This window comes from Pseudomonas sp. Pseusp16, from assembly GCF_047324915.1.
In the GTDB taxonomy this organism is placed as follows: Bacteria; Pseudomonadota; Gammaproteobacteria; order Pseudomonadales; family Pseudomonadaceae; genus Aquipseudomonas; species Aquipseudomonas fluorescens_CD.
Genome location: NZ_CP168522.1, coordinates 1,607,911 through 1,622,728, shown reverse-complemented (window position 1 = coordinate 1,622,728; position 14,818 = coordinate 1,607,911). Strand labels below are relative to the sequence as shown.

The window sequence follows — 14,818 nt, the reverse complement described above, 5'->3', positions numbered from 1 at the left end:
AACGTCATCACCCGCTATTTTTTGCGTGATAGTCTCGCCGCACTTTTGAGTTGGCACTGATCGTTCACACGATGACGGCCACAGTGAGGAGCGATCATGTCCAGAGTTTCCCACCAAGCATTACGCCGTTCGTTTCGCGAGCTGCTGGCATCCAGTAACTGTTTCCAGACGGCTTCAGTGTTTGATCCGATGTCAGCACGCATTGCCGCCGATCTCGGGTTTGAAGTGGGTATTCTGGGGGGATCAGTCGCATCTCTGCAGGTTCTGGCTGCACCAGACTTCGCACTCATTACCCTGTCTGAATTTGTCGAACAAGCGGCCAGAATAGGCCGTGTGGCGCAGTTGCCCGTCATCGCTGACGCTGATCACGGTTACGGAAATGCACTCAACGTCATGCGCACGGTTCAGGAGTTGGAACGCGCAGGAATAGCGGCACTCACGATTGAAGACACCTTCCTTCCGGCTCAATTCGGCTGTAAATCAACAGACCTCATCAGCACTGAAGAGGGCGTAGGCAAAGTGCGTGCTGCACTGGAAGCACGCGTTGACCCAGAGCTTTCGATTACTGCTCGAACCAACGCATCAGCCCTACCAGTGCATGAGGTCATTCACCGAACGCGCGCTTATCAACGGGCCGGCGCGGATGGCATTTGTATTGTTGGCGTACAAGATTTTGCGCACCTCGAACAGATCGCGGAGCACGTCACGATTCCACTGATGTTGGTCACTTACGGAAACCCAAGACTCAACGACAACGAACGGCTAGCCAAGCTAGGTGTACGAATCATTGTTTCAGGTCATGGTGCATATTTCGCCTCCATTAAAGCGACCTACGACTGCCTTCGTGAACAGCGCCAGCTCACTCGCAGCACATCAAACTTAAGCGCTACCGAACTGGCCTATACCTACACGTTGCCGGAAACATATTTGAATTGGGCCAGGGACTTCATGGATGTTCAGGAGTGATGCAAATCTCTCGATCAGCTTTTACCCGTTTTTCTGCCTACAGGTTTCCTCCTGCTTGAATCCGCAAGCATGATTTGCGTGCCGAGAAGAGCAGTCGCACTCATGCGGTTTGGTCACCCTCGGTTGCGTATTCAGCAGTTTGCTTCCGGAGCGATCTGGAAGCTTTTTTCTTCTCAAAAACGCGCTCGAAGCGCTAAGTGTTTTCGCCTTGCTCATTAGCTCTGAGCACGGGTAGCGAAGTATTTTTCGAGCCACAAAAAGCGAATGAGCGCTTCTAGCCAGTAGCTGTCTGTCTTAAAAAATCGCCATCGTTTGTGGATTCACTGGTGGGTGCAACCGACTGGCAATTGCAGACAGCGAGCGTTGTTAAGCTACGGAGATCTTCCAATGTTTGGGTCACAAGCTGGGGCAGTTTCTATGCAAATACTGATGCTTGAACACAATGGCTGGGTTCCCAATAACCCGCGCCTACCTGTACTCATATACCTCAACGCGATTGTAAGTCGGCGCATCGATTTGGCTTCACAGTTAGAGGAAACCTTCAGCGCTAATGGCTGGCCACCGCAATGGCGTGACGGGGTATACGGCTATCACCATTATCATACTGAAGGGCACGAGGTGCTTGGCATCGCCAGTGGCCACGCCCGCTTGATGCTAGGCGGCCCTGATGGCTTTGTGGTTGAAGTCAGGGCAGGAGATGCGTTGCTACTACCCGCCGGCACAGGTCACTGCAACTTGGACTCCAGCGACGACTTTCTGGTGGTCGGCGCTTACCCGCCGGGACAGCACGCAGACATATGCCGCGAGGCACCAAACAAGTCGCAACTGGAGAGGATCTACGAGCTGCCGTTTCCAAATCAAGACCCGGTGCAACGCGTGCATGGCGCCGTACGTAAATACTGGGTTGACCGCTACATGCAGTAGTACCTTTCGAATTGAGGCTAGGTCGAGCAGGGTGGTAACGCAGCTATCTGCTGCGATAAGTGGATACCTGCCTGGAACGTTTTGAAGGTTAATCGGGCGACAACACTCAATGCTTAACCGCTTTTAAGTTTGCGACCGCGCGAGTTTGGCTTTACCGGCACGCTTTTCCCGTACTCGCTCCACCACAACGCAAGTGCCTCCATCGTTGGCCCGAGCGCACGGGCCTTTGCCGTCATCTCATATTCGACGCGCGGGGGCACTTCCGCGAAGACTGTTCGCGACACCAGGCCATCGTTTTCGAGCTCACGAAGTTGTGCTGTCAGCATGTGCTGCGTGATGCCGCTGATCGCCTTGCGAAGTTCTCCGAAGCGATAGATTCGCTGGTTCAACAACCACATGATTTCCAGCTTCCACTTGCCTGAGAGGAGCGCAAATGCACGACGCATTTCCTCGTGCATGTTGATCTGATCGTCATCAATAGTCTGGTTTTCCATACTAAGCACCACTTTTTCATCCTACTTGTAGCTTTTCATATTAGGCGACATCTTTGACCTAAGTCGACGCATTAACGCTTGCTTAGGAAAACTTCATGATCGAAAACTACATTTATTGGATCAGTACAACATTGCTGTCGTTGTTGTATCTGGCCTCGGCGACGATGTACCTGGTTAAAAGAGACTGGGTTCGTCAAGCATTCGCCGACCTCGGCTATCCCGCCTATCTCGTGCCGATCCTAATTGCAGTGAAGATCCTGGCGGTGGCCGCGATTCTGTTGCGCATCAACGTGCCACTTAGCGACCTCGCTTACGCCGGCATGCTTTATCACCTGCTGCTCTCGGCATTAGCACACATCAATGTCCGCAAGCCTCGTGGTGCCTTGCCGGCGGCTATTTGCCTGGTGTTGTTGGTCGCTTCTTTCTTCACCCAAAACGCTGCTCGTGACGTGTCTTCACCCTACGGGCAAGTAATAACGGCACATCAAGAAACCCCTAGATAACTGGAGATCAACATGTCTCGACTCAATGGAAAAGTAGCCATCGTCACTGGGGCCGGCCGTGGTATTGGCCGCGCTACTGCCAAGCTTTTTGCAAGAGACGGCGCAAAAGTGGCGGTCGTTTCACGGACGGCTGAAAATGTTGCTGGCGTCGTTGCTGAGATCAAGGCAGCGGGTGGTATCGCCCTCGGCGTAGTCTGTGATATCGCCGATCCGGATCAAATCAAACACGCCGTTGAACAGGTCGTGGCTAAATATGGCCGGATCGACATTCTTGTGAACAATGCCTTCGACCCCTCAGTCGTCTTTTCATCGGTTATCGATCTGACGGTCGAGCAATTGCAACGCAATCTAGAGATGGGGCCGATTGCCTATCTACGGACGATGCAAGCCTGCTACCCCCACCTCAAAGCCAGCGGGGAAGGTAGGGTCATCAACTTTGCATCGTTGGCCGGTGTCATTGGCCTGCAGGGTTATGCCCCATACAACATGGCGAAGGAGGCGGTACGTGCCTTGACCCGCTCGGCGGCAAGGGAGTGGGGCGCTGACAAGATCACGGTAAACAATGTCATGCCGGTCGCTGACACTTGGGGGGCTGCAGCCGATGTGCCTGCACCCACTAACGCACTTGGCCGTTATGGATCACCCGAAGAGGACATTGCGCCGGTCGTCCTGTTCCTCGCCAGCAAGGATGCACAATTTCTGACGGGGTACAGCCTGACACCAGACGGTGGCCAAATCATCGACAGCGCACGCTGACCGTCACGTCCTAGCCGGGAGCGCAAAGTCTGTCCTGTTCGCGACAGGTACCCGAACGGTTACGGCCCTTTTTTATGCGGAGTACTGCTTCATTGCCCCGCCTGATATCAAGGCGAAGATCGGTTACTACCGTGTCCTTGGGAAGTAGGCAGCCAAGTTGATTCCGGGAGCGAGGTTGATCGAGTTTGCAGGCAAAGGCCATGTGCCACAGATGTCAGATCCGGCCAGTTTTAACAAGGTGTTGGTCGAAGAGCTGAACCGCAGTTAAGACTATGACGCGGGGTGGGGGAAGAAAAGCAAAACCCCGGAGGTTGGCCCTGCCGGGGGTCTATGGTCTCCCTGTTTCCCTGATGGGAAGAGAACATCATGAAATGGTATCAAAGCGGTGCTTCTAGATCATGTCGATACGCGACACGTTACCGGGCTGTAGGACTGCGTCACGACATTAAAGGTTGAGGATCGTGGTCGGTCGGCAGGGTGGCGGAGGAGGGAGGTAAAGTTGGCCAAGTCAGCGATATTCCGGCGCCGATTGGGGCCGTGTCGAATACTGCCTTGATTGCTCTCCGGGATTTCGTTCAATGCAACTGAGGTTTAGGCCCGCCGAGGGCTTGGCGTTGATACTCGTGAACAGCCGCGAACAACGCCTCCGCTTCGAGGCGTAGCTTCTCCACGTCCTTCACAGACTGCGTTTCTTGTGCCTCGTGGTAGCGGCGTAACGCCTGCACCGCAAGCTCCATCAATGGCTCGCCTGCCTTGATCTTGACGAGCAAGCTCCGGCCTTCCCCGCCTTCTCTATCCTTGCTCATCGAATCTCACGGCTCCAATTCCATTGCCAGCGCAGCATGGAATTCGACTACGAATCCTGTCTTAAGTCTGTCCTCAGGCACAGGTTTGAAGCCAGCTAGCTATTACATTAGGTGCGACCGGCTGTAGTGGTTTTATAGATGCATCACCCTTCAACGCTCCGCATTTTGGGAAGAAAATAAGTTTTCGGCTCAGCATGATGCAAAACCTAAAGACGGACGCTGGCAAAGGTTGATTCGTCGCGGGCGTCGTTGAGCGTCGACAACGCCCTGGACAACGGTGACAGCACCAGGGTTTGCGGCAACGGAATCATCGCGACGTGTTTCGCGGTGTTGGAGCTAACGCGCTCGTCGCGTGGCGGAGTACCGAAGTATTCGCGGTAGCACTTGGAAAAGTGTGGTGTAGATACGAAGCCACAGATAGACGCCACTTCGATGATCGACATCGGCGTTTGCTTAAGCAGTTGCCGTGCACGAACCAGGCGTAGTTTCAAGTAGTACCGCGATGGCGAGCAGTGCAGGTACTTCTGGAACAGGCGCTCGAGTTGACGGCGCGACACCGAAACGTAGACGGCCAGCTCATCCAGATCAATCGGTTCTTCCAGGTTGGCTTCCATCAGTGCGACGATTTCCTGCAGCTTCGGCTGGTTGGTGCCGAGCATGTGCTTGAGTGGCACGCGCTGATGATCTTGTTCGTTGCGGATGCGCTCGTAGACGAACATTTCCGAGATCGCCGCCGACAGTTCACGACCGTGATCGCGACTGATCAGGTGCAGCATCATATCCAGCGGCGCGGTGCCGCCGGAGCTGGTGAAGCGGTTGCGATCGAGGGTGAACAGCCGGGTGCTCATGTTCACTCGCGGGAAGGCTTCCTGCATGGCGGCCAGACATTCCCAGTGCACGCTGCAATCGAATCCATCAAGCAAGCCGGCGCTGGCCAATGCCCAACTGCCGGTGCACACCGCGCCGAGGCGCTTGGACTGACGCGCCTGGCTCTGCAGCCAAGTAATGTGCTCACGGGTAACGGTGCGTTGAATAGCGATGCCACCGCAAACGATCACAGTGTCCAGGGTCGGGGCCTTGTGCATGGCGGCGTCGGGGGTGATTTGCAGGCCGTCACTGGCCCACACCTGACCGCCATCTACGGTCAGGGTAGACCAGCGATACAGCTCACGACCCGATAGCTGGTTGGCCATACGCAGCGGTTCGACCGCCGAGGCCAGGGAAATCAATGTGAAATTATCCAGCAGCAGAAAGCCTATGGATTGTGGCGTGCGGTTCTGGGGCTGGGCCCCGGAGTTGAGCGTCGTCATCGCGGTATCTCCTCACACAAAGCGAGTGGCGGCCCTAGGCGCGGGCTCTTTTTATTACCCATCCAGCAAATGGCGGGCTACTGGTATTGACCCAATTAGGCAGTGCTAGTGGCTACTTGGTGATTCTCTGGCTTTAGTCGAGCGGGATCTCCCAGCCACACCATCAAGCATGTCCCAACCAAAAGTATTGCCGCCACCGCGAAGAAAGGCATCGAGTAGCTATGGGTGGCATCTTTGATCAGGCCAATCATGAAGGGGCCCGTAAATCCGCCGAGATTGCCGATTGATACAATCATTGCAAGCCCACCAGCAGCGGCGCGACCAGTGAGGAAGGTTGATGGGATTGCCCAGAACGTCGCTTGGAAGGAAAGGATGCTTGCGACAGTTAAACAGAGGCAGGCAATCTTCAAAACTGGATGCTCAATTAATGCCGCAGCGACAAGCCCCGCAGCAGCCATCGACAAAGCGCCCACAACATAAGGTAAGCGTAGTCGGCTTTGATTGGCCAAGCGAGCCCATAGAGTCATGGCAATCGCACCTAGCAGATAGGGGAGGGCCACGACCAGTCCTACCATGCCGCTGGCGATACCGAGGCTTTTGATGATTTGCGGGAGCCAAATGCCGATACCGACCATCCTCGCAACCGAACGCCAGGTTGGTATTGCTGATGCCGGCACAGGAGACGATGCGCTGCAGAGGCTCTGCGACTTTTGATAGTTTCCAGATTGAGCCGAAACCGGTATGGGCAATGTAGAGATTGCTATCTGCATCGATGGCAAGACCATCTGGGCCACCGAGGCCGCCGTGTATGGGGCGCCGCCGGTGCTGGTGCTTTCGTGGCAACCCTGATTTTAGCCTTCAGTGGATCGCTGTCTCGTTTGCGATATTTCACCGATGGCGGAGCGCTTGTCTGCGGCTTCGCGCTGCTGGGAGTGTTCCTCGCCGGAAGCTTGCCGATGGCATTATTTGGATTGGTGCTGCTTGGCTTCGGCATCACGATGAGCAACGTGAGCACAAATATGCAGTTGCAAAGCGGCGCACCAAGCTCGCTACGTGGTCGCGTAGTCGCATTCTATATCGCCATGCGATTCGGATTTGAGGCTATAGGCGGGATGCTGGCGGGGTTGGTCGCGGCACGATTTGGAGCGCCGGCGACTCTTGGTATCGCAGGAGGTATGTTGCTTCTGTACCTAATCGTAAGTATCGGTGGGCGCTATCTGGAACATCGATCACTCAATAGGTAGCCATCGTCAATAACCTTGGTTCAGCGTGATTGCGCCAAGCGTTTTTGCCAATCGCCGCGCAATTCGCCTTTCTTGTTTCCCTTGCCAGGACTGCTCATCTTTCAGGTTGAAGTCAGAGTAGTAAGAGTTGGCGACATAAATGGCGCTACCACCGTCGCCATAGTCATAGGCATAAAAGGCTCTGAATTTCCGTCAATTCCCAAAGGTGAAAATTCGGTTGAAGGAGGAGGGCAGACACCCATCATCATGAGACCGCCGTCGGCGATAGGTGACGTTTGAGATGGTCGACAGCGCGAGGCGCTACAGGGGTAGTTTTGTCTCGTTAAAAATGCGAGAAAGTGTCGCTGGCGATGCTGCTAACGGGCTCATGTTTTCACCTTTGCTTAGGCTGAGCGACAGGAGTCGGTACTCGATACTAATAGCGAAACCAGCCAGACGAGGCGCTTCGGCCTCATGCCGAGCAGCTAGCAATGGTTTTGGCGTGTGCTTAGCATTTCCGTTCTCTGTCAGCGCAAATGCGGAGTGTCCGCAGCCTGCTCGAACGAGGTGGCACCAGTCCTGCGATTGATAAGCTCGAAGAGCTTTGCGGCACTCCAGGCATCCATCCGGTCAGCCTATTCGCGGCTTGCTATATGCGGAAAGAAAACACCGGCGATAAATCTGACCCTTGGTCATAGAACACTTGGGATTAACTCAACTAAATAGCCGTTTAGTTGAGTTAGCTAATGACTCCACGTAGAGGTCATTACGTTCCCATTGGCGGTAGACCATCTTCAAGAGCTCATATCTCTCGCCAGACACGCGGCGTCAGGCCGCTCTGACGTGGTCCAATCTAATCTAGCAGGGTGTTGAAAAATTGGAAGTTGCGGCTGACAGAGCGGTGCAAGTGATAGTAAAGGTAAGCATTCCAACCGGCAAACTCCATAGCTCGAACAGCATTACGCAGCTTTGAAATCCCAGGCGTGCTAGGCAAATCAAGGTTAACACGTAGATTCATTATTACGCTGTAAACTTGTTTTTTGACTTGTTAACTACGGTGGTTAACAAGTCAAAATTGTGGTTAACAACGGTACCGGACGAGCATTTCACTGAGCTTTTCATCGACCCAGGTTTTGGTGAGCGCAACGTGTGCATCGCCAAACCGTCAGCGTCTGCATGCGAATCAATGGATGTTTGTGTTTTCCACGTGTGGCATACCTTGAAATCTAGGCACCAACTCCACGCTGAACGCTGCAGATTTCGCATAGCGACGTGTTTGCAGCTGGATCTGTGACGTAAGTAATGCCGTAAACGAACAAACGCCCCCCAAAAAGACGCCTTAAATCAAACGGAAAGGCGAACTCGCATACGGTGCGCGCACACGCGAATCTAGGGCAATTTCACGCGATTTCTCCGAGAACTGCGGGCTCCGACGACAGGCATACACCTGTGCAGGCGCGAAAAGCTAAAATGTCAGATGGAACTCATGGGTGTAGCCCTAGGTTAAGTCCAATGCTTGGAGTCGAGGCGCTTAACATTGGGTTGCAACGCAGTTGGTTGGACGCATAAATCTCGACATCACCAGAGCCCCTCAGGCCCGTATATGGCGGTTCGCATAATGTATATTATGTTAAATGATGCATCAGGATTGAACTGCTCCCATATGTGTCACTTGGTAAGTACCCGGAAGTATTTTCCCGAAATTTGAGGGATGTAATCATGCGAATCCGGGAATCTTCTCCGGCTTCGGACATTCAGTATCGAGTAGCTCTCCCGCCTGATACGCAGAGGTAAATCATTGTCTGGATCCAGAAGCAAATCCTGGAAGCGTGCTTCTAAGCGCTATTCACCGATTACTTCCTCCTTCACGACGCCCGAAAGTGTTCTGCCGCCGTCTCAGGTCATTACTTCTCAGATGCCTTGCCATCCAGTATTTGCCGTTGCCCCAGCATGTTGAAGTCAAGGTTGAAGCGGCGTACTCACTTCATCCCGCGCAGCGACCGGATTGACAGGCGCGAGGATCGAGATGCCATACGCAACCAGACAGCCAAGCCCGCAGCTTCCCACCACCAGGCACATGGGCCATGAGGTGCCATCGGCCAGGCGACTGACCCACAGACTGGCCAGCGCCCCGGTAGCAAATTGCACGGAAATACCCAGGGCGACACTCGCCCCTGCCTGCCTCGGGAACATGCTCATCAGACTCGCAGTGCAATTGGCCCCAAGCAACCCGGTGACGCCCATGTACAGCACCATGCAAAGTACGATGCTCCACAGCCCGCCCCACTGCGTATACCCCGCCGCCATCAGCGCCAGCCCTGCCCCGCCCGCCAGCACGGCGCCCAAACCCAGCATGCGCTGTGGCCCGAAGCGAGTGACCCAGCGGGCATTGATAAAGGTCACCACGATATCGCGGCACGAAACAACGAGGACTGTGGTGCGGTAGTCAGCCTCGCTCGTTGAACTCACTGGCCCGGCGCGAAGCGGGTTTAAAAATCGAAGAACACCGTCTCCCCCTCCCCCTGAATGCGTATGTCGAAACGATAAGCCGCCTTGCCATCCACCTCGCAACGCTGCGCTATCAGCGTTTCGCGACGCTGCGGTTGCTCGATCAGATTAAGCACCGGGCACTTCGCGTTGGCTTGTGGCTCATCGGCAAAGTACAGCCGGGTTTGCAGGTGAATATTGATCCCGCGGGCAAACAGCGACACATTGATGTGCGGCGCCATCGGCACCCCGGCGGCATTGTTCACCACGCCGGGCTTGATGGTATTGAGTGTCCACTCCCCTGCATCGAAGGTGGTGGCGGTTCGGCCGAAGCTGTTGAAGGTTTTTTCCGAGTCGAAAACCGGGTCGTAAACCCCTTCATGATTGGCCTGCCAAAACTCCAGAAACGAGTCTCGTACCAGGTGACCGTTGCCGTCGTAGACATGACCGATCAGCAGGATCTGTTCGCCTGGCGCGCCGGACTTGGCCATCTGATTCCAGATTTCCCCTGGCCGTGTCGGGTTGCCGGCAGCCGCCAGAGCCAGACCGATATGCACGTAAGGGCCAGCCGTTTGCGAAGGGGTTTCGGGTAGCAGTTCGATAGGCATGGACGGACTCCTCAGCAATTTTCGAAGTGGGTCTTGCGCTGGCCGCGCAGCACGATGTCGAAGCGATAGGCCAGGCAATCCATCGGATTGGCATTACCCATGTCGAGCCGGGCGATCAGGCTCTGAACCGCGTCCGGGTTGGCGATCGACTTGACGATCGGGCACAGCGGGATCAGCGGATCGCCTTCGAAATACAGCTGGGTGATCAGGCGCGTGGCGATCGATGGCCCGCTGATGGAGAAGTGGATGTGCGCCGGACGCCACTCATTCGGGCCGTTACGCCATGGGTAAGGACCCGGCTTGATGGTGCGGAAGCTGTAGTTGCCGTCACGGTCGGTCAGGGCGCGGCCGACACCGCCGAAATTCGGGTCCAGTGGTGCCAGGTATCGATCATTCTTGTGCCGGTAGCGCCCGCCGGCGTTGGCCTGCCACATCTCCACCAGGGTATGCGGGATTGGCTTGCCGTATTGATCACAGACCCGGCCGGAAACGATGATCCTTTCTCCCACCGGCAACCCGCCATTATTGAAGTTGAGTAGCAGGTCGTTATCGAACGGCCCCATCTCCAGATGAGAGAAATCCGGGCCGCTGGTTTCGCTGGCCGACTGGGGAATGCTCACCAAGGCCTGGCGTGGAGAACGGGCGACAGAGGTTTTGTAATCAGGGGTCAGGGCTTTGGGGTGCCAATTACGGTCACGAATGACGAAGCGACTGCTGTCTGCATCAGACATGTCGATCTCCTGTTGTTTGATTTATGGAGCACTGCCTGCGCAGTTTCAAACAACAGAAGGCTGGGGAATATTGAAAAGCCGCTCTCAACACATTACCAAATGGTTATGGATAAACCCCTTCGCGATACGCCTGCCCTACCTCGCGCAGCACCTCGACACACCACTGGGCCGCCAGTGACAAGGGCAAGCTGGTGTTACTGGAAATCCCCACCGAACCACCCGGTTCGCGCTGCCCCAGATTGATCTCAAACAGTTCGCCGCTTGCCAGATCCAGGCGCACTGCATCCAGTGGTGCGATCCAGATCGCCTCGCTGGACAACACATAACGACGGCTCAGGGTCACGGACAAGGTTTCCAGACGCTGCCGCGACTGGCTGATGCCGCATTGCACGAACAGGCTGTCGGCAAATTTGCGAATCGTCGTCCCTGCCAGCGGCAGCACCAGCGGGAAATCTTCCAGGGCGCTACGCTCCAGTGGCTCGGCCAGCAAGGGATGATCGGGGCGCACCACCAGCGTCATGGATTCACTGTACAGATGCTCGAAGGTCAGTCCCTGAATCTCCGGGCTATCGGTCATACGGCCGACCACCAGGTCCACATCGCCCACCCGCAACTGCGACAACAGATAGGCGCTTGGCCCGGTCACCACACTCACCACCAGCGCCGAATGGCGCTCGTGCAAGCGCCGTACAACCTCAGGCACCAGCAAGCTTTCCACGGTCGACAACACACCGAGTCGAACCTTGCCCGCTGCATATTCGCCACCGCGCAAGGTATTCACCCCATCACGCAGCGCCTGCACCGAAGGCCCGGCATAACGCAAAAAGGCAACCCCGGCTTCGGTCAGGGTTACACCACTTTTACTGCGTATGAACAGGCTTGCCGCCAGCAGATCCTCCAGCTCCTTGAGCGTCTTCGACATCGCTGGCTGACTCACTGCCAGGATATCCGCCGCCCGCGCCAGACTGCCCTGACGGGCCATTTCAAGAAAGCACACGAGGTGACGGAATTTGATGCGGGTGTCGATGTTCACTACAGAGCCCCGTGAGGTTGCCTCATTGGTGTCGAAACGTTTGCAGGCGATCTTAGCGTGCGCTCAATTTCCTGGCGACCGGACGGTGCTGGATTTCAGAGACTCCCGCCGGTATTGATCCTGGAGACTCACAATCTATTAGTGGATCCAACAATTCATCGTAAAGTAGATAATATTTGACAACAATCCATAAAATCATCGCTAATGGATCCACTAAATAACAACAAACAACCTTGGAGAATCTCCATGTACCCCAAGAACACCTGGTACGTCGCCTGCACGCCCGATGAAATCGCCGACAAGCCGCTGGGCCGTCAGATCTGCGGTGAAAAGATGGTTTTTTACCGCGGGCACGAGGGCAAGGTGGCGGCTGTCGAGGACTTCTGCCCCCATCGCGGCGCGCCGCTGTCCTTGGGCTATGTGGAAAACGGCAATCTGGTGTGCGGCTATCACGGCCTGGTGATGGGGTGCGACGGCAAGGCCGTGGAAATGCCCGGGCAACGGGTTCGCGGCTTCCCGTGCAACAAGACCTTTGCCGTGGTCGAGCGCTATGGCTTTATCTGGGCCTGGCCCGGCGATCAGGCGTTGGCGGATCCAGCGCTGATCCATCATCTGGAATGGGCGGTCAGTGACGAGTGGGCCTATGGCGGCGGCCTGTTCCACATCCAGTGCGACTACCGCCTGATGATCGACAACCTGATGGACCTGACTCATGAAACCTACGTTCATGCGTCCAGCATCGGCCAGAAGGAAATCGACGAAGCGCCGCCGGTGACCACGGTCGACGGCGACGAGGTGGTCACCGCCCGCCACATGGAAAACATCATGGCCCCGCCTTTCTGGCGCATGGCCCTGCGCGGCAACAACCTGGCCGACGATGTGCCGGTGGACCGCTGGCAGATCTGTCGTTTCACCCCGCCCAGCCATGTGCTGATCGAAGTCGGCGTGGCCCATGCCGGCCATGGCGGTTATCACGCTCCCCGACAGTTCAAGGCGTCGAGCATCGTCGTCGACTTCATCACGCCGCAAACCGAGACCTCGATCTGGTACTTCTGGGGCATGGCGCGCAACTTCAATCCGCAGGACGAAGCCCTGACCGCGAGCATTCGCGAGGGCCAGGGCAAGATTTTCAGCGAGGACCTGGAGATGCTCGAACGCCAGCAGCAGAACCTGCTCAGCCATCCCGCGCGCAACTTGCTCAAGCTCAATATCGACGCTGGCGGCGTGCAGTCGCGTCGCGTTCTGGAGCGCCTGATCGCCAGGGAACGAGCCCCGCAGGAGTCAATGGCATGATCGAAGTGCTGGTGGTATCGCGCAACAACGAAGCCCAGGACATCTGCAGCTACGAGCTGGCCAGTGTCGATGACCGACCGCTGCCGGCCTTCAGCGCCGGTGCGCATATCGATGTGCACCTGCCCGGCGGCTTGATCCGGCAATATTCCCTGTGCAACCACCCCGAAGAACGTCATCGCTACCTGATCGGCGTGCTCAAGGACCCGACCTCCCGGGGCGGTTCACTGGCCATGCACGAGCAGATCCACCCCGGCGCGTGCCTGCCGATCAGTGAGCCGCGCAACCTGTTCCCGCTGGCCCGTGAGGCCAGGCGCAGCCTGCTCTTCGCCGGCGGTATCGGGATCACGCCGATCCTGTGCATGGCCGAACGCCTGGCCCACAGCGGCGCGGATTTCGAGCTGCATTACTGTGCCCGGTCACGGGACCGTGCGGCTTTTGTCGAACGCCTGCAGCACTCGCCTTTTGCCGACCGGGTGTTCCTGCATTTCGATCAGGAACCCGACACCGTGCTGGACGCGGCCAAGGTCCTGGCCACGCCGCAGAGCGACGTTCATTTATATGTGTGTGGCCCCGGCGGCTTCATGCAGCACGTGTTGGACACAGCCAGGAAGCAGGGCTGGCAGGAGCAATGCCTGCACCGCGAGTATTTCGCCGCTGCCCCCGTCGACACGGGCGCCGATGGCAGTTTCTCGATCAAGGTCGCCAGCAGCGGTCAGGTCTTCGAGGTGCCGGCCGACAAGAGCGTGGTGCAGGTGCTGCAAAATCAGGGCATCGAGGTCGCCATTTCCTGCGAACAGGGAATTTGTGGCACCTGCCTGACTCGGGTTCTGGAGGGCGTGCCGGAGCATCGCGACCTGTTCCTCACCGAGGATGAACAGGCCTGCAATGACCAGTTCACCCCTTGCTGCTCGCGCTCGAAAACGCCGCTGCTGGTGCTGGATATCTAGAACGCCGCGCCTATTCCGAGCGGAGAATGACCTTCATCCGCTCGTCAGCCGTCGCTGAGCCGAAGATCTCGGCGTAGCGCAACGTGGCGTTGGCGTGTTCGCGCATGATCGCTTCGGCACGCGCGCCCTGGCGGTTGACCAAGGCATCGAACACCGAATGGTGTTGCATGTGGGCATAGTTGAAGCGTCGGTATTCCCGGACCATGTCGTTGCGGTCCACGGCCAGGGCTGTCACTGAAGCGAAGGGCAAATGATCGTTGCGCGCCAGGGCGTCGGCTATCGCCGGGTTGTGGCTGCCTTCGACGATCACCTCGTGAAAACGCATGTTGAGGTCGTGATAGACCTCCAGGTCTTCTATGGTCACGTACCCTTTGTCGAACAGCTGATCGCCCTGCATCAGGCACTGTTCGAGGGTCGCCCGGGCTTCGTCCGAGAGCCCGCGCTCGGCGGCCTGACGCGCCGCCAGGCCTTCGAGTACGCCCCGTACTTCGACCGCACCGGCAATGTCATCTGGGCTGACCGAACGCACCTGAAACCCGCGCCCGCCAGAGCGCACCAGCAAGCCTTCCTGCTCCAGTGTGCGGAACGCCATGCGCACCGGCATCCGCGAGACGCCAAACAGCTCCGCCGTGGGGATCTCCATCAGCCGTTCGCCCGCCGCCAGCTCGCCCGAGGCGATCATCTTGCGCAATGCGACCAGCACCGTTTGACCGGGCTTACTCATCCAGGCAACTTCC

15 protein-coding genes and 2 pseudogenes are annotated in these 14,818 nt (G+C 56.8%); 8 read left to right on the top strand and 9 right to left on the bottom strand.

From position 1 onward, the window contains the following. Positions 1–96 precede the first annotated feature (96 nt). Positions 97–966 carry an isocitrate lyase/PEP mutase family protein gene (locus tag ACEN8Q_RS07120; RefSeq protein ID WP_413704823.1) on the top strand — a complete coding sequence of 290 codons (870 nt, stop codon included), beginning with the start codon at positions 97–99 and terminating at the stop codon, positions 964–966. 387 nt (positions 967–1,353) lie between these two features. Continuing rightward, on the top strand, positions 1,354–1,890 hold the full coding sequence (locus tag ACEN8Q_RS07115) for a cupin (protein WP_413704822.1): 537 nt from the start codon (positions 1,354–1,356) through the stop codon (positions 1,888–1,890). Between the two features lie 113 nt (positions 1,891–2,003). On the opposite strand, the gene ACEN8Q_RS07110 is transcribed toward ACEN8Q_RS07115, so the two are convergent. Then, positions 2,004–2,384, bottom strand: a complete 381-nt coding sequence (locus tag ACEN8Q_RS07110) for a winged helix-turn-helix transcriptional regulator (RefSeq protein ID WP_413704821.1) — start codon at positions 2,382–2,384, stop codon at positions 2,004–2,006. Between the two features lie 95 nt (positions 2,385–2,479). Between ACEN8Q_RS07110 and ACEN8Q_RS07105 the strand changes: the two genes are divergently transcribed. The 3 genes and pseudogenes from ACEN8Q_RS07105 to ACEN8Q_RS07095 form a co-directional block, all read left to right on the top strand. Then, on the top strand, positions 2,480–2,887 hold the full coding sequence (locus ACEN8Q_RS07105; RefSeq protein ID WP_413704820.1) for a DoxX family protein: 408 nt from the start codon (positions 2,480–2,482) through the stop codon (positions 2,885–2,887). A 12-nt stretch (positions 2,888–2,899) separates the two neighbouring features. Further along, the gene (locus tag ACEN8Q_RS07100) at positions 2,900–3,643 is read left to right on the top strand and encodes an SDR family NAD(P)-dependent oxidoreductase (protein ID WP_413704819.1); all 744 of its coding nucleotides are present in this window, start codon (positions 2,900–2,902) and stop codon (positions 3,641–3,643) included. Between the two features lie 91 nt (positions 3,644–3,734). After that, a pseudogene (locus ACEN8Q_RS07095) lies at positions 3,735–3,911 on the top strand (alpha/beta fold hydrolase); the annotation flags it as partial. 307 nt (positions 3,912–4,218) lie between these two features. On the opposite strand, the gene ACEN8Q_RS07090 reads toward ACEN8Q_RS07095, so the two are convergent. From ACEN8Q_RS07090 to ACEN8Q_RS07080, 3 genes are all read right to left on the bottom strand, one after another. Further along, on the bottom strand, positions 4,219–4,413 hold the full coding sequence (locus ACEN8Q_RS07090) for a hypothetical protein (protein ID WP_413704818.1): 195 nt from the start codon (positions 4,411–4,413) through the stop codon (positions 4,219–4,221). Positions 4,414–4,655: 242 nt separating this feature from the next. Continuing rightward, entirely contained in the window at positions 4,656–5,759 is a 1,104-nt protein-coding gene (locus tag ACEN8Q_RS07085; protein ID WP_204124316.1) for a GlxA family transcriptional regulator, read from the bottom strand. Between the two features lie 95 nt (positions 5,760–5,854). Beyond that, complete coding sequence (locus ACEN8Q_RS07080; RefSeq protein WP_413424388.1) at positions 5,855–6,394, bottom strand: MFS transporter; 540 nt, start codon at positions 6,392–6,394, stop codon at positions 5,855–5,857. A 171-nt stretch (positions 6,395–6,565) separates the two neighbouring features. Between ACEN8Q_RS07080 and ACEN8Q_RS07075 the strand changes: the two are divergent. Next, positions 6,566–7,003, top strand: a pseudogene (locus ACEN8Q_RS07075) (MFS transporter); the annotation flags it as partial. Between the two features lie 1,938 nt (positions 7,004–8,941). On the opposite strand, the gene ACEN8Q_RS07070 reads toward ACEN8Q_RS07075, so the two are convergent. From ACEN8Q_RS07070 to pcaQ, 4 genes are all read right to left on the bottom strand, one after another. After that, positions 8,942–9,385: a hypothetical protein gene (locus ACEN8Q_RS07070; RefSeq protein WP_413704817.1), complete on the bottom strand. Its 444-nt coding sequence runs from the start codon at positions 9,383–9,385 to the stop codon at positions 8,942–8,944. Between the two features lie 86 nt (positions 9,386–9,471). Further along, on the bottom strand, positions 9,472–10,077 hold the full coding sequence (gene pcaG / locus ACEN8Q_RS07065) for a protocatechuate 3,4-dioxygenase subunit alpha (RefSeq protein WP_413428539.1): 606 nt from the start codon (positions 10,075–10,077) through the stop codon (positions 9,472–9,474). Between the two features lie 11 nt (positions 10,078–10,088). Next, positions 10,089–10,808, bottom strand: coding sequence for a protocatechuate 3,4-dioxygenase subunit beta (gene pcaH / locus ACEN8Q_RS07060; RefSeq protein ID WP_413428540.1), 720 nt, complete (start codon positions 10,806–10,808; stop codon positions 10,089–10,091). A gap of 103 nt (positions 10,809–10,911) precedes the next feature. Beyond that, entirely contained in the window at positions 10,912–11,841 is a 930-nt protein-coding gene (gene pcaQ / locus ACEN8Q_RS07055) for a pca operon transcription factor PcaQ (protein WP_413704816.1), read from the bottom strand. A gap of 246 nt (positions 11,842–12,087) precedes the next feature. Between pcaQ and ACEN8Q_RS07050 the strand changes: the two genes are divergently transcribed. Further along, on the top strand, positions 12,088–13,134 hold the full coding sequence (locus ACEN8Q_RS07050; protein WP_413704815.1) for a Rieske 2Fe-2S domain-containing protein: 1,047 nt from the start codon (positions 12,088–12,090) through the stop codon (positions 13,132–13,134). Further along, positions 13,131–14,081, top strand: a complete 951-nt coding sequence (locus ACEN8Q_RS07045) for a PDR/VanB family oxidoreductase (protein ID WP_413704814.1) — start codon at positions 13,131–13,133, stop codon at positions 14,079–14,081. The genes ACEN8Q_RS07050 and ACEN8Q_RS07045 overlap by 4 nt, the downstream gene beginning before the upstream one ends. 10 nt (positions 14,082–14,091) lie before the next feature. Here ACEN8Q_RS07045 and ACEN8Q_RS07040 read toward each other — a convergent pair whose 3' ends face one another. Beyond that, a complete protein-coding gene (locus tag ACEN8Q_RS07040) occupies positions 14,092–14,805 on the bottom strand; it encodes a GntR family transcriptional regulator (protein WP_413704813.1) in 714 nt (237 codons plus the stop codon). Positions 14,806–14,818: the final 13 nt, after the last annotated feature.

Coding starts and splice junctions, on each gene's coding strand:
- ACEN8Q_RS07120 (WP_413704823.1), top strand. CDS start 97: ATGTCCAGAGTTTCCCACCAAGCATTACGCCGTTCGTTTCGCGAGCTG.
- ACEN8Q_RS07115 (WP_413704822.1), top strand. CDS start 1,354: ATGTTTGGGTCACAAGCTGGGGCAGTTTCTATGCAAATACTGATGCTT.
- ACEN8Q_RS07110 (WP_413704821.1), bottom strand. CDS start 2,384: ATGGAAAACCAGACTATTGATGACGATCAGATCAACATGCACGAGGAA.
- ACEN8Q_RS07105 (WP_413704820.1), top strand. CDS start 2,480: ATGATCGAAAACTACATTTATTGGATCAGTACAACATTGCTGTCGTTG.
- ACEN8Q_RS07100 (WP_413704819.1), top strand. CDS start 2,900: ATGTCTCGACTCAATGGAAAAGTAGCCATCGTCACTGGGGCCGGCCGT.
- ACEN8Q_RS07085 (WP_204124316.1), bottom strand. CDS start 5,759: ATGACGACGCTCAACTCCGGGGCCCAGCCCCAGAACCGCACGCCACAA.
- ACEN8Q_RS07080 (WP_413424388.1), bottom strand. CDS start 6,394: ATGGTCGGTATCGGCATTTGGCTCCCGCAAATCATCAAAAGCCTCGGT.
- pcaG (WP_413428539.1), bottom strand. CDS start 10,077: ATGCCTATCGAACTGCTACCCGAAACCCCTTCGCAAACGGCTGGCCCT.
- pcaH (WP_413428540.1), bottom strand. CDS start 10,808: ATGTCTGATGCAGACAGCAGTCGCTTCGTCATTCGTGACCGTAATTGG.
- ACEN8Q_RS07050 (WP_413704815.1), top strand. CDS start 12,088: ATGTACCCCAAGAACACCTGGTACGTCGCCTGCACGCCCGATGAAATC.
- ACEN8Q_RS07045 (WP_413704814.1), top strand. CDS start 13,131: ATGATCGAAGTGCTGGTGGTATCGCGCAACAACGAAGCCCAGGACATC.
- ACEN8Q_RS07040 (WP_413704813.1), bottom strand. CDS start 14,805: ATGAGTAAGCCCGGTCAAACGGTGCTGGTCGCATTGCGCAAGATGATC.